Here is a 14924-nt window from a genome sequence, read left to right as displayed (position 1 = left end):
GTATATAGCTATCCTACGAGGCCGACCCCCTGCTTTCGGTAAGGGAAACTCTTTTTCAATCAATTCCCACTGTTCCCAACTCAGGTTACTACGATATGCTTTAGTCATTTGCTCACAAGGTGCTGATGCTTATAATTTCAGCTTAAGCCTTGTGAGCTTTCTTACAATTGCCCCCCACTTTTAAAACATCCTCTTAAGAGAGGACTAAAGTCCCCACTACAAACCTTTAATTATTTACGCCCACTTACTTAGTCAAGCGATCGCTGCTAGTTAACAAACTCTTTCAAGGTGTTGCGTGATGGACTGATTTGTAGTCTGGTTAAAAGAGATGTAAATCTTAGGGTGTGAATAAGAATGTTACTGGAGAAGGTGTTTGAGCGGTTTATAAAAGAAAAGATGTCTCAACTTATAAGATTCTAAACCAGAAAAAACAGGAAAATAACACACCTTGAAAGGGCTAGTCCTAGTGGAGTAAGTTGCTATGAGAATCTTGCTGATCGAAGATGACGAAGTTTTAGCGAGTGTTTTGTTGCAGTCTCTTACCCAACAACACTATGCTGTTGAAATTGCAGGAGATGGACAAATTGGCTGGGAATATGCCCAAAGTACCAACTACGACTTGATATTAACAGATGTTGGACTGCCGAAACTCGATGGCATTACTTTATGTCAACGTTTACGTTCTAGTGGCCGTTCCACTCCTATTTTGTTGATCACAGCAAAAGATGAAACTAGCGATCGCATTCGTGGACTCGATGCTGGAGCAGATGATTATCTCATTAAACCTTTAAATTTGGCAGAACTCCAAGCAAGGGTACGCGCTTTGTTACGTCGCGGCGATACTCCCCGTCCTCCAGTGCTAGAAGTTGGGGCATTGCGGTTAGATCCAAGTACTTGCGAGGTAACATACGATAATCAAGTTCTGGATTTAACACCCAAAGAATATAGTCTGCTGGAGTTATTACTACGGAATCCATCGCGGGTTTTCAGTCGGGGAGATATTATCGAACATCTCTGGACTTTTGACGATCCACCCCAAGAGGAAACTGTTAAGTCTCATATTAAGTGGTTGCGACACAAGTTGAAAGTAGTTGGAGCCGTAGACTGGATTGAAAATGTTTATGGTTTGGGATATCGCTTAAAATCCCAAAAAGCTACTAGTAGTAGAAATAGCGAAAAAAAAACAACTCAAAAAAATCCAGATCGGGATTACTCCATACCCAATACTTCCTCATCCGTTGAACAGCAATTTAACCAAGCAATGAGTGGGTTGTGGAGTCAATACCAAGGGCTAATGACACAGCGAATGGAGGTACTGCAACAAGCAGCCGTAGAAATCTCTAGCGGCACACTAAATATAGAATTACGTAAATCGGCAGAACGGGAAGCGCATAAACTAGCCGGTGTTTTGGGAATGTTTGAGCAAGAAAAAGGTACTCAAATAGCGCGGGAAATCGAACAAATTTTAGACAAAGATGGAGAGTTATTACTAGCCCAAAAACACCAGATAATATCGCTAATCCAAGAGTTAGGCAACTTGTTAAACCTAATGAAGGTAGTTAATCAAACTGCTACCTCGATTGGGGACGAGATAAATCCGAAGTTACTGCTGATTGACCATGATTTACAACTGGGTTCACAGTTGCAACAACTGGCATCTTCTATGGAAATGCGTTGGCAACAAATAACAACGTTAGAAGCTGCAAAAAACTTCTTGCAAACCACATCACCAGATTTAGTCGTACTGAATGTAGATGAGATCGGGCAGCGAGAAGAAAGTTTAGCATTCATGTTGGACTTAGCAACACATACTCCTCCTGTACCTGTTCTGGCGATCGCTGTCACTGATCAGCTAATGGATCGGGTGACTTTGGCTCAGTCTGGGGCGCGGGGTTTTCTCCTCAAGCCTGTCACAGCAAATCAAGTTTGGGAAACTGCGTCTCAAATATTACAATTTACCCGTTCTTTAACAGTAAATGTATTAGTAGTTGATGATGACCCACTGATTTTAGCGGCATTAGGCCCAATGTTAGAACCTTGGGGAATGCGAATTACCGCATTGGACGATCCCTTACGTTTCTGGGAGGTATTGCAATCTACTGCACCAGATTTGTTGATTTTGGATGTGGAAATGCCCCAAATTAGTGGTATAGAACTTTGTCAGGCAGTTCGCACAGATCCGCAATGGCAGGAATTGCCAATTGTATTTCTGACGGCTCATCGGGAGATGGAAACAGTGCAGCAGGTGTTTGCTGCTGGGGGAGATGATTATGTGGTTAAACCCGTTGTGGGGGCAGAACTGCTGGCAAGGATCACCCACCGCCTAGAACGCAGCCGCCTACTACAGTCACTCTCTACCAAAGATCCCTTAACCGGACTAGCAAATCAGTTACAGTCTAGCCGCGACTTACAACACCTGATTGCTCAAGCCGAGAAAAATCAGCAATCGATTTGCTTGGTGACATTGAATATCAGCGATTTACGCCAAATTAATATCCAGTATGGACATGAGGCTGGTAATCAAGTATTACAACGATGGAGTCGTCTATTCCAATCGGTTTTTTGCAGTGGCGAAATATTGGGATATTGGGGTAATGGAGAATTTGTGGTCGGAGTTTCTGGGTTTACTGAAACAGAACGGCTGATCGTCAAACATCGCCTCAGTGACATTTTAACCAAGCTGCGCCAGCAAGTCTTTACAGCTCCCAATGGCGATCGCTTCCAGGCAACTTGTAATTTTGCTATGGTTGAATATCCTAATGATGGACTAAATATCCAATCTTTATACCAAGTTGCTCATTCCATACTAAAGCAGAACTAAGGCAATACTTCTCGGTTTTTGAATTTTTAACTCGGAATCGGGTTTGGGGTAAAGGGTGTGTGGTATGGACACGCCGAAATAACAAATGCGTTCACCGAAATAACAAATGAGTTCACCGAAATAACAAATGAGTTCGCTGAAATAACAAATGAGTTCACCGAAATAACAAATGAGTTCGCTGAAATAACAAATGAGTTCACCGAAATAACAAATGAGTTCACCGAAATAACAAATGCGTTCACCGAAATAACAAATGCGTTCGCTGAAATAACAAATGCGTTCGCTGAAATAACAAATGCGTTCGCTGAAATAACAAATGCGTTCGCCGAAGTAACAAATGAGTTCACCGAAATAACAAATGAGTTCGCCGAAGTAGCCTGGGGAATGGAGTTGCGGGTAAAGGGTAAAGTAAAGGATGTATTCAAAACCTTTCCCCTTTCCCCTTTAACCAAACCGTATTGCTTGCGCCCCTACTCTCCTTCTAACTGTTGGGCTACTAGTCTGGCAAATAACCCTGATTGGGCAATCAATTCTGCAAAATTACCTACCTGCACGACATGACCAGCGTCAATAACATAGATGCGATCGGCATTACGAATTGTGCTGAGACGATGGGCAATCACTACTCTGGTAGCATTTAACTTAGCTAAACTTTCAGTTACAATTGCCTGGGTGCGGTTATCTAGGGCGCTGGTTGCTTCATCCATCAAGATAATTTTAGGCTTGGAAACAAGCGATCGCGCAATCAATAATCTTTGCCGTTGTCCACCGGAAAGATTACTACCACCCTCGGCGACGATCGTATGCATCCCCATTGGCATTTGCTTGATATCATCAGCAAAACCTGCCATTTGTGCTGCTGACCAAGCTTCTTCTAGGGAAACTAAAGCCCCGGCGGTGATGTTATCAAAAACCGATCCTGTGCCGATTTTACCATTTTGTAATACCACTCCTAACTGTCTTCGCACAGCCTGGAGTTCCATCTCTGCTAAATCATTGCCATCATAATAGATGCTACCTGTCAATGGAGTTTCAAAACCCAATAACAACCGCAATATCGTTGATTTTCCACTTCCAGAAGACCCAACGATCGCAACAAATTCCCCTGGTTCGGCATGGAGACTAACATCATTGAGGATTAAGCTGCCATTCTCCGAGTAGCGAAAGCTGACACGATTTAGAGCAATGCGACCGCTTAATTGACCGGGGTTAACCTTGGTTGGGTCATATTCAGGCTGCGATCGCCAAATCGGTTTTGCTCGTTCCCATATTGGTACAATACTCCAAATTTCCGATACAGTATTGCTCAGGTCAATTACTCCTTTGATAAAAATCGCCAAAGCATAGTTGAAAGCAACAAATGTACCCAGTGTTAGAGGTGTCTGCATCAACAGCATGGCAAACCCAAACAGCAGTATAGAACTTACTAAAGGGAGTGCTTCGTTAAATATAGAAATACCATCTTTAATCTCTTGCCAACTCGCCTTTAGTCGGATCTGCTGGCTGTACTTTTTTGCCCAAGCTGCAAATGCGCGTTCTTCTGCCATTGTGACTCGCAGTTTGGCAACACCGTTAATTAGTTGTACCGTGAGTCCCTGAATTGCACCATTGAGTTCTTGCTCTTTTTTCGATTTCTTCACCAAGAGGAAACTTGCAACAGTCGTAACCACAGCGGCAAATATTGCTAAACCCACGCCCACAAACGCTAGTTGCCAACTGTAAATAAACATCAGCACTAAATTAAATAGCGCAAAGACTCCACTTAACAACGTTCTTTGGGTAGCACCACTGAGTTTTTGATGGATTTCCCTCACCGCCATAACGCGGTTGACTAAATCTCCAGAAGTATACTGACGAAAAAAGCTAGGGCTTAGTCTGAGTAACCGATCCCAAATGGCTGGCTGTAATATGCTATCAGTGGCGCTTTCAACTCGTAGGGTAATAATACTTTGGGCAACTTGAAACGCTAACTGCCCAAAGGCGACTGCAAACATGACCAATCCTATCTGCCACAGTAAAGCGCGATCGCTATCTGGAATGGCATGATTGATTAATATTGCTGTTGCTTGTGGTGCAACCATTCCCAATATTGTGCCTAGTAGCCCTACTACTAAAATACTGGCGATGTCTTTCTCATAACCCTTGACCCCAAACCGCAGCAGGTCGATAGCGTTGAGCGCAATTTGGGGTAATGGTCGATATAGAACGTAGGCTAATGGTGACAGTGTTTTTGCTATTGATTCATTTACAGGTGTCCGAGTCCGCGCTACGGGGTCAAAGATGACATAATCTCTATTATCTGTAGGTAACAACGCCACTGGGCGCTTTTCCAACTGAGTATAAGCTAACATCGCCCCTTGGTCTTGATGCCACCAGCCATCTGCTAAAGTTATCCGGCGGATACGAATTTGTGATGCTTGTGCGATCGCAGCTACAGGGTCTTTAATAGAATTCAAATCCTCTGCTGGTGGACAAATCTCTATCCCCAGCGATCGTCCAACTGCCCCAAATGCTACCAGTAGGGGCGGCCCTTCCTGAGAAAAAACCGCCTCCTGCTGTGGCTGCAATACTGTTGCTAAGTCAGAGAGTGCCCCCTCTATTACTTGCTGATTAAATTGTTCGCGTTCCTGAAACTGCCGAAATTCTGCTTCTGCTTCTTTATTTGCCAGCAAACTGAAGTAGTGAAAGAAATAAGTATGCAAACTGGCTAAACCTGCCAGAAGTTCCTTAGAATTTTCTACATCTGCCGTTGGCAATATCTGCCCGATAACCTCATTTTCCGCCTCCAGCCACATATTATTTGTGAGTGGAAACGCTGGTGAGGTAGAATTCAACGTTAATTCCCCGATTCCCATCCAGTGAGTATTGCCTTGCTGCAACTTCACCCATACAAGTGTTTGTTGCCTTCCCTGTAGCGTTTCACCAGACGATAATGAAAAATCCCGTTCAACTGCCTGTACAAGGTTTAATGGCGTAGTCAAAACTGTTTGCTGGGCACTAAGAGATTGTCCTAAATGATTTACCCAACCTTCTAAAAATTCTATGGCTTGAGAGTCAGCCGCCGCGATTCCCTTAACCAAATCAACCATTGACATCTGGCATAATTGGGTAGGTTCAATTGCGATCGCTACAAAATTCCATTGGCTTTGTGCTATTACTTCCGGTAATAAGGCTTCACCAGCGTTCACATGAAACAAATAGCGGCGATGCTCCTTTGGTAAACTGTTTTTAACTCTAGTGACAAACACCGCCAATGTTCCAGACTGCACTATCCAGAATGTTTCTGAGTCATTCAACAGTACTGGTTCGTTTGCTTGAAGGGAGTATGTGGGAAGAGGATTCACTTGCGGGAAATCGATATAAGTTCGGTAAGTGCAAAAAGATTTTTTAGCCTTAATCGAACTGGATTGAGTTAAATTTAGATTATCACCGTTAAGTCTTGCAGGCAATACAGACAATACAAATGACACAAGAATTAATCGACCTAAAAAATAGTATTCTGGAAGGAAGATACGCAGATGCTTTGGTGATTGTTGATGAGTTAGAGGGCATGAGTAAACAAGCTATTCTGCGTAATATAGAATCTTATTTAAACATTCTGTTGATTCATTTAATTAAAAACCAAATAGAACAGCGATTAACTGGTTCTTGGGTAAATTCTATTCGCAACTCAATTAAACAAATTAAAAAATTGAATATTAAAGATAATAAAAAGTCTTACTATATTAATCAAGATGAATGGGAAATGCTTATACTAGAAGAAGTAATTGAAGATGCTATCGCTGATGCAAGTCTGGAAGTTTTAAACGGTAAATACACTCGCTCTCAACTGTCAGCAATTCTAGATAGAAACCAGATTTTAACTACAGCAAATGAGTTTATAGCTTTAACATATACTTATTCGGCAAAAGAATTACCAGCCATTATGGATGATTATTTAGCTCAACTAGCTGGTGGGGAAGATTGGATAAGTAAGTGAGTGCAAATAAACAATTCGCAAGGATAATTATACATTGTCGTTTAGGTTTTTTACAAATACTCCTATGCTTCTGCTGCGTGAAGTAGACGAACATAAGTTCCGCCTTGCTGCCATAATTCCTCATGGGTTCCACGCTGCACGATTTTACCTTGCTCTAGCACAATAATTTCATGGCAATCGCGGATTGTGCTGAGGCGGTGGGCTACTACAATACACGAACAACCACGCTGTTGCAAGTTACGGTTAATAATCAACTCTGTTTCTGCATCCAGGGCGCTGGTTGCTTCATCCAATACTAAGACTGTGGGATTTCTCACCAAAGCGCGGGCAATTTCTAAACGCTGGCGTTGTCCACCACTAATATTCATACCGCCTTCGATTAACTCAAAGTCATATTTCCCAGGCATAGATGCGATCGCATCATGAATCGCTGCATCTTGGCAAGCCTGCACCAAATCGGCTTCTGGTACAGTTGAATCCCAAAGAGTGATATTTTCTCGGACAGTGCCGGCAAATAAAAAGATATCCTGTTCAACCATTGCCAACCAGTTAGCCAGAACAGAACGCTTAATTTGCGATCGCTCTACACCATCAAAGCAGATTTCCCCATCCCAAGGTTGATAAAGCCCGCAAATTAATTTAGCAACTGTCGATTTACCAGAACCACTTCCCCCCACAAGCGCTATCCTTTGCCCTGGCTTGACAGTCAAGCTTAAATTCTCAATCAAGGGAGATTCTACACGACTATAGCCAAATGTAATATTCCGTAACTCAACATGACCCTGTAATTGCCACATTGGGCATGGGGCACTTGTACTGAGCGTAGTCGAAGTATTGGGCATTGGGCATTGGGCATGGGGAATACTTGTAATAAGTTCCCCTCTGCTCCTCTGCTCCTCTACTCCCTTGCCTCCCTCGACTTCCAAATCAACGGGATTTTGCAATACATCATCAAGGCGGTTTAAGTCAGCTTCTAAATCTTGCAGTGTGCTGCCGAAGTTAACGAGACTATTAACTGGCTCTAAAAAGCTCAGTGTTAAACTTTGGTAGGCAACCAGCATTCCAATACTGAGATTGCCATTCATTACCTGTAAACCACCAACCAGCAAAATAGAAGCTGTGGCTAGGGCTGTCAAAATTGTGGGTAATGTGGTGAGAATTTGAGTTTGTAAGCCTAATTGTTGTTGGGCGTTCATGGCTTTAGCGTAATAACCCGCAAACCGAGCAAATAAATCTGACTCCAGCCCTGAAGCTTTGATGGTTTCTATGGTTTGGATGCCGCTAATCGTTACTCCGCCCACCTTGCCATATTCCTGAGCTAGGCGCATATTTGTATCTACACGAGTTTGCGATAGAAATAGGAGGGCGAGAATGTTGATTAAAGCAAAACCGACTGCGATCGCACTCAGCAATTGGTCATACTGAATCATAATCAGTAGGTAAAAGACCATCATCACCGCATCAATTAATGTGGTTGCCAAAGACCCTGAAAGTACTTCTGCCACCCGGTCATTTAGTTGCACCCGGCTACTGATTTCCCCAGCAAACCGTTGGTCATAAAACCCAATAGGCAATCGCAGAATATGCCAGAGAAATTGTCCTGATGTGCTGACTGACAACTTAACCATCAATCGCCGCAGATAAGTCAGCCGCAGTCTAGCCAGAAATGCCCGCAATATAGTAGTTAACAACATCCCTAACAACAAAGGTCGTAACCAATCTTGCCGGTCTTGGATTAAAATCTCATCGATAAATACCTGAGCAAAGGCTGGTACAGCTAACCGAGGCAGTGTTAGCAATAACCCCGCAAGCAAGCAAAATAAGATAGTAACCCGTGAGTTTTGTAAACGGCTACTTAAGGCGGAGACAATGTGATTTTTTTTGCCTCCCTTCTGAAAATCCGCTCCTGGTTCCATTGTCAGCACAACACCCGTGTATGCGCGATCGAACTCTTCCCAACTCACTGTTCTGCGACCATTTGCAGGATCGTTGAGGTAGACGCGTTTTTTGCTATATCCTTCTACCACGAGAAAATGATTAAAATTCCAAAAGGCAATGTAGGGAAGACGGATAGCTGTCACTTTTTCCAGAGACAGTTTTAAACCTTTAGCATTGAGTCCATAGTTCTTGGCAGCTTTGAGGATATTAAAAGCTTTACTCCCATCCCGCGAAACACCACATTCTTCACGCAATTTAGCCAGTGGCACAATCCGCCCGTAATAGCTCAGAATTATTCCTAAAGCCGCCGCACCACATTCGACCGCTTCCATTTGCAAAAGTGTAGAAGTGCGGACACGATTTGGTTTAAATTTTGGGATTGGGAATTGGGAATGGGGCATGGGGAATTGGGAATGGGGCATTGGGAATTGGGAATGGGGCATTGGGCATTGGGAATTGGGAATTGGGAATTGGTATTAGAACCTGAAAGTTGAGCCTCTGAAGCTGAATCTTCAAGTTTTAACCTCAATGCCCAATGCCCCATGCCCCATTCCCAAATTAATAAATTCCCGTCCAAGATCGCAGCATAGGAATAATATAAGAAATCGGTGCTTTTTCTCCAACTTTCACTTGAACTGATGTAGTTGTGCCAGAGGATATTTTTAAGGCTGGGCCATCAGAGGATGACCATTTGTAGCCACTGACTGATGTAGGGTTTTCTTGGAGTTGGACAAAAGCTTGCACCTGACCTTCACCTTTACCCGCAAGACTAGCGGCTATTTCTTTGTTACCAACGATCGCTGTAATATCTTGTGTACTTACTGGAAATGCAGAAACATCTGCGATCGTTCCGACAATGCCACCTTCGCGCTCACGTTTGGCAAAACTAGGAGTCACCTGTACAGCCATCCCTGGCTTGATTTGCTTACCATCTTTATTCGCAAAGTAAACAAGACTCATAAGTTTTGAATTTGGCTGTTCAGCCTCAATTGAACCCAAGCGACTACCCGGATTCATCATTTGTCCAGGTACAGCGCTCAGTTCGAGAATGTGACCATTATATTTGCTAATAATTCTACTATCTTGAGATAGTTGCAGTTCTAATTGGGCAATTCGCCGCTTTACTTCCCGAATTTGATTGGTTTTATCAATTGATTGCTTTAAGTCTTGTTCGCGTAGTTTAGTATTTTGAGTATTAATATCTTTAATTTTGGTTTTAATTTCGTCAATTCTATTAAGATTTTCCAGATATTCTCGTTGCGTGGTAGTTTCTTGGATTTCCAGATCCTTGAGTTGTACGTCAATATCTGAAAGTTCGCTTTGAGTATTAAAATATTCTTGTTCAGCTTGCACGAGCATATCTTGGCTGATGACATGCTGCTCAAAAAGGTGACGGCGGTTATCAACCCGTTTTTTGAGAGTTTTGAGTAAGTAATTAATTTGTTGTTTGCGGGAATTAATGCTTTGACGTTTTTGAGCGATCGCTCTTTGGGTTTGATCGCGTAACTTGGGTGCATCTTGTTCTCGGCGCAGATTACTTTCTAAATCCAGTTTTTGCTGCCCAAGGGTGATGATTTGTTGGTCAATCAGCAGCTTTTGTAACCTGTCAGTCTCTTGATTCTGGGTTTGCAGTTGTTGCAACTTTATCTGCTCTTGCTGCAACTGCTGCTTCAAAGCTGATTGGTCGATAATACCCAGTACATCACCTTGTTTAATAACATCCCCCGCCTTCACCTTGAGAGTTAGTAATGGGCCAGAACTGGGTGCTTGAAATTCCACAACATGGTGCGGTTTAATCAAAATACCTTGACCTGTAACAGTGAGGGGAATTCTACCAAACACACTCCAAACGCCAGCCACAGCAACCACAAAGCTCATCGCAGATAAAGTCAACCAAGCTTGAGGCTTAACTACATTTATCGCTTGATCCAGTTGTTCTGGTGAAGATAAACGCTCCAGGGCTTCTTGACGGAAAATGTGGCTGTGTTTTAGTTGCATTGTTCTCCTTCTTGCTGAAAGCACCCAGAACCTTAAGACTTCTAGACTTTTAAGATTAAAGTGCGATCGGGGAGAACTAGGGGAGAACTCAAGACGGTTCGGTTAACAAAGTTATCTGTTGAGGTGAGCAGAGGGAGAAGGGGAGGCAGGGGAGGCAGGGGAGGCAGGGGGCAGAATTGTCTCGTTCCCAGTCTCAGACTGGGAATGCCTATCCTTGAAGCTCCGTCTCTCCTGCTGGCGGCAGAGCCGCCAGGAGCAGCATTTCCAGCCGGAGGCTGTAAACGAGATTTGAAAAGGGTTTCAGCTTAAGTTGACACCAATGGCAATAACTTTCCTCCCCTGCCTCCTCTGCCTCCCCTGCCTCCCCTGCCTCCTGCCTCCTGCCTCCTGCCTCCTGCCTCCTGCCTCCTCCTGCCTCCTTCAAGATGTCAAAGGCAAGCAGATGGTGAAACAAGTTCTACCTGGCTGCGACTCAAATGAAAGCGTACCGTGATGGCGATTCTCTACAATCCGGCGAGTAGTTTCTAAACCCAATCCCGATCCCTGCCCCACTGACTTGGTAGTGAAGAAGGGTTCAAAAATGCGCGTTTTAATTTCAAGTGGAATTCCACTGCCAGAATCGATGATGTCAATATGGGCATAGCGATCGCAATGGGATGTTGTAATTTCCAGCAATCCCTTACCATCCATTGCATCAATGGCGTTGTCAATCAAGTTTGTCCACACTTGATTCAGTTCGCTGCCATAGGCAAGAATTTTCGGAAGACTTCGATCATAATTGCGTTGCACTTGGACACCGCACTTGAGTTTATGAACAAACAATCGTAAGGTATCTTCCAAGCCTTGATGTATATCTACTTCTTGCTGAGTGCCTTGATCGAGGTAAGAATAAGACTTCATCGCTTGCACAAGTTCGGAAATCCTCTCAGATCCTCGCAAACCATGTTTAATCATTGACATGACTTCAAAGGAAAGTGCTAGCCAGTGCAATCCCATTTCTCGCAATTCCGTGTCATCGTTGCGCCAACGTTCCATTAATTGCTCTAGGCTTTCAACCTCAACACCACCTTCCGCTAAAGGTTCTGCCAATTTCCATGCTTGCTTCACACCATAATCTTCTAACCATTCCAGCAATATGGATTCGCGATCGCTTAAAGTCACCGGATCTAGGCGATTATTCAAAATCGCATCATAGCCTTGATCGCGTACTCTCAACCAGTGTTGAGTATGGGCTTCGTCAACATTGCGTTGCCCATAAACTAAGTTCATTCGTTGTAACTCTAGGATGGCGGCTGGCATTTCTTTTAAAGTCCGAACCAGGGCTGCGGCTGGGTTGTTGAGTTCATGAGCTAATCCGGCAGCAAGTGTCCCTAAAGCTGCCATCTTTTCCCGCCCACGAATGAAAGACTCTAGCCCCCGGACACGACTTTGCATAATTCGGAAGACCATCTGCTCAAAATCACGACATTCATGCAGCAGTTTACGGAAGTCTTCTCCCTTCATTTCATAAATGCGGCAATTTGTCAACGCCCGCATTGTCACAGGTGCAGGTTCGCCTGTGAGTACTGGAATTTCACCAAAAAAGGATGGGGCTTCGTGTTGCCCGATGGGAATTTCAACTCCTTCACTGCGGCGGGTGATGTTGATTTTACCTTTGACTAAGATAAATAAGCGGCATACAGGATCTCCCTCATGGGATAATACTTCTCCAGCAGAAAGTTCAACTGTTTGAGCGCGATCGCAAACCCACTGCAATCGCTCTTTGGGAAGTTGTTGAAACGCGTCTAAGTTGACTAATTCCTCAATACATAACATTAATAAACCTCCTTGAGAGGGCCTACCGTGTACACACAAGTCTTTTAAAGTTGCTGTGTAACGTAGGGTGGGTTAATTTTTGCGGGTCGATGTAACTAAGGTGCGGGTCGATGCAACTAAGGTGCGGGTCGATGCAACTAAGGTGCGGGTCAAGAGACTTGTGTGTACGCCGTAGTTGAGAGGGCAGGGGGGAGGGGTTGCAGATTTTACTTAAACAGCTTGGTATTTACCGCTTCACTTAAACATTACTTAGGTAGCGGTGAACGAATTGAATAGCAATCGAACCTTCTCCCACACCGGATGCCACGCGCTTAACTGAACCGTAGCGGACATCTCCGGCTGCGAAGATGCCTGGAATGTTGGTTTCTAGCAAAAAAGGAGAACGTTCCAAATTCCAAGCTGGGGGCGATTTGCCATTAGCCATTAAATCTGGCCCTGTGATGATAAACCCCTGAGCATCGCGTTGAATAACACCATCGAGCCAATCTGTTTTGGGGCTAGCACCGATGAAAATAAAGAGCGATCGCGCTGCTACGGTTTCAGTTTGTCCAGTCTTGGCATGGGCAATCACAATTGCTTCTAAATGTTTCTCTCCTTTCACTTCCACGACGCTGCAACCTGTACAAACTTGGATATTTTCAGTCGCGGCAATTTGGTCAATCAAGTATTGGGACATACTCAATGATAGTGACTCACCCCGCACCAACATGATCACTTTGCTGGCATACTTAGAAAAATGCATTGCTGCCTGTCCGGCAGAGTTTGCCCCGCCTACCAAGTAAACCTCTTCATTGGTGCAGGCGATCGCTTCAGTCATGGCAGCACCATAGTAAATTCCTGCCCCTGTCAGCTTTTCGGCTCCTGGAACCTTTAGCCAGCGATAGGAAACGCCGGTTGCAACTAAAAGTGCATGGCAACTAATCTCGCTCCCATCTGCTAATTGCAGAATCCGATAAGGATTTTCCAGCCTAACCCCAGTTACTACTTGAGGTGTGAGAATCTCTACCCCAAATCGCCGCGCTTGGGTGACTCCCCGCCTTGCCAAATCACTACCGCTCAAGCCAATAGGAAACCCCAAATAGTTCTCAATCCGCGAACTCGTACCTGCTTGTCCTCCTGGCGCTTCCCGCTCAATTAAGACAGTACTCAATCCTTCGGAAGCGCCATAGACGGCGGCAGCCAGTCCAGCAGGGCCAGCACCCACGATCGCCAAATCATAAAATGGACGCTCTGCCTGAGTTTGCAGTCCAATTTTGGCAGCAATCTCTAAATTAGATGGTTGAATTAACCGAGAACCATCAGGAAACAGCACCAAGGGCAATTGTTGTCTACAATCAGCTTGGGCGTATTCCACCAATTTGGCCGCCTCCGGTTCCAGTTCAATATCTAACCACTTAAATGGAATCTGGTTACGTGCTAGGAAATCTTTCACCTGATGTGAAAAAGGCGACCAGCGATTACCAATGACTCGAATGCCTTGAAAGGGTGGGCGGAATCCAGCTAGCCAGTCATCTAGCAAATCATCTAAAACCGGATATAACTTTTCTTCTGGCGGATTCCAGGGCTTAAGTAAGTAATAATCAAGTCTGGCACTATTAATTGATTTAATGGCAGCATCCGTATCTGCATACGCCGTCAACAAGGCACGTTTGGCATCGGGAAAAATGCCTTTTGCCTGTTCTAGGAACTCTACACCTCCCATCTGGGGCATACGTTGATCTACCAAAAATAGGGCAACAGCTTCATTCCGTAATTTGAGTTGCTGCACCACATCCAGAGCGGTAATACCGGAATCTGCCCGAACAATACGGAAGCGATCGCCATACTGATGACGCAAGTCCCGTGACACTGCTTGCAGCACCTCTGGATCATCATCGACGGTTAAAATTGCTGGTTTCGCCATAATTACTGTTACTCAACAATTGCAGTGCCTAGCGGTTATTTTCAGAAATCTGTTGTCAAGATATCTACTATTTAACCAGTTGCTTTAAACGAAAGTATGCCTCTTCTGGTGTCAGCGGTTCGGATTGACTTTCATTAGGGATATAAAATACCCAGGTATCGGGAAAGTAATGTACCACAAAGCTGGGAATCAAACCCAAGCTCAATGCTTGCTTTCCAAGTTTTTCGGTTTCTTCCTCTAGACTCAGTTGGTCATGAAATACGTGTTCAGCCATACTGTTCATCTCCCTGCACTTTATTGGACTCTGGAAGAAGGTTTAACACCAGTATTGCACTAATCAGCTTTAGGTGATTCACCATTCACCATGTTTCAGAATGAGCTTGAGAATATTTTGGTAGTAGGCCTAAATCATTTCAGGCGTGCTGAATCAAGGGATGATTCTTGTAGGGTGGGCCGAAAAGCCACTGGTG

8 protein-coding genes are annotated in these 14924 nt (G+C 44.2%); 2 read left to right on the top strand and 6 right to left on the bottom strand.

Annotated features, from left to right (window positions below; translation table 11 throughout):
• The first annotated feature begins 481 nt into the window (after window positions 1–481).
• Window positions 482–2821, top strand: a complete 2340-nt coding sequence (locus A4S05_RS03370; RefSeq protein WP_069068412.1) for a response regulator — start codon at window positions 482–484, stop codon at window positions 2819–2821.
• A gap of 470 nt (window positions 2822–3291) precedes the next feature.
• Here the strand turns inward: A4S05_RS03370 and A4S05_RS03365 are convergent, their stop codons facing one another.
• Window positions 3292–6291, bottom strand: coding sequence for an NHLP bacteriocin export ABC transporter permease/ATPase subunit (locus A4S05_RS03365; protein WP_370684385.1), 3000 nt, complete (start codon window positions 6289–6291; stop codon window positions 3292–3294).
• Here A4S05_RS03365 and A4S05_RS03360 point away from each other — a divergent pair.
• Window positions 6285–6800, top strand: coding sequence for a DUF29 family protein (locus A4S05_RS03360; RefSeq protein WP_069068411.1), 516 nt, complete (start codon window positions 6285–6287; stop codon window positions 6798–6800). The genes A4S05_RS03365 and A4S05_RS03360 overlap by 7 nt on opposite strands.
• Before the next feature lie 62 nt (window positions 6801–6862).
• On the opposite strand, the gene A4S05_RS03355 is transcribed toward A4S05_RS03360, so the two are convergent.
• From A4S05_RS03355 to A4S05_RS03330, 5 genes are all read right to left on the bottom strand, one after another.
• The gene (locus A4S05_RS03355) at window positions 6863–9139 is read right to left on the bottom strand and encodes an NHLP family bacteriocin export ABC transporter peptidase/permease/ATPase subunit (RefSeq protein ID WP_069068410.1); all 2277 of its coding nucleotides are present in this window, start codon (window positions 9137–9139) and stop codon (window positions 6863–6865) included.
• 157 nt (window positions 9140–9296) lie between these two features.
• Complete coding sequence (locus tag A4S05_RS03350) at window positions 9297–10736, bottom strand: NHLP bacteriocin system secretion protein (RefSeq protein ID WP_069068409.1); 1440 nt, start codon at window positions 10734–10736, stop codon at window positions 9297–9299.
• A 420-nt stretch (window positions 10737–11156) separates the two neighbouring features.
• A complete protein-coding gene (locus A4S05_RS03340) occupies window positions 11157–12551 on the bottom strand; it encodes an ATP-binding protein (protein ID WP_069068407.1) in 1395 nt (464 codons plus the stop codon).
• Between the two features lie 238 nt (window positions 12552–12789).
• On the bottom strand, window positions 12790–14454 hold the full coding sequence (locus A4S05_RS03335; RefSeq protein ID WP_069068406.1) for an FAD-dependent oxidoreductase: 1665 nt from the start codon (window positions 14452–14454) through the stop codon (window positions 12790–12792).
• Between the two features lie 67 nt (window positions 14455–14521).
• Entirely contained in the window at window positions 14522–14728 is a 207-nt protein-coding gene (locus tag A4S05_RS03330) for a hypothetical protein (protein WP_069068405.1), read from the bottom strand.
• Between the last annotated feature and the right edge of the window lie 196 nt (window positions 14729–14924).

This window comes from Nostoc sp. KVJ20 (assembly GCF_001712795.1).
Classification (GTDB): Bacteria; Cyanobacteriota; Cyanobacteriia; order Cyanobacteriales; family Nostocaceae; genus Nostoc.
The sequence above is the reverse complement of the archived record's forward strand: the minus strand, read 5'-3'. Positions and strand labels throughout refer to the sequence as shown.

Excerpts from the sequence above, each read along its gene's own strand:
- A4S05_RS03370 (WP_069068412.1), top strand. The coding sequence starts at position 482 with ATGAGAATCTTGCTGATCGAAGATGACGAAGTTTTAGCGAGTGTTTTG.
- A4S05_RS03360 (WP_069068411.1), top strand. The coding sequence starts at position 6,285 with ATGACACAAGAATTAATCGACCTAAAAAATAGTATTCTGGAAGGAAGA.
- A4S05_RS03355 (WP_069068410.1), bottom strand. The coding sequence starts at position 9,139 with ATGCCCCATTCCCAATTCCCAATCCCAAAATTTAAACCAAATCGTGTC.
- A4S05_RS03350 (WP_069068409.1), bottom strand. The coding sequence starts at position 10,736 with ATGCAACTAAAACACAGCCACATTTTCCGTCAAGAAGCCCTGGAGCGT.
- A4S05_RS03340 (WP_069068407.1), bottom strand. The coding sequence starts at position 12,551 with ATGTTATGTATTGAGGAATTAGTCAACTTAGACGCGTTTCAACAACTT.
- A4S05_RS03335 (WP_069068406.1), bottom strand. The coding sequence starts at position 14,454 with ATGGCGAAACCAGCAATTTTAACCGTCGATGATGATCCAGAGGTGCTG.
- A4S05_RS03330 (WP_069068405.1), bottom strand. The coding sequence starts at position 14,728 with ATGGCTGAACACGTATTTCATGACCAACTGAGTCTAGAGGAAGAAACC.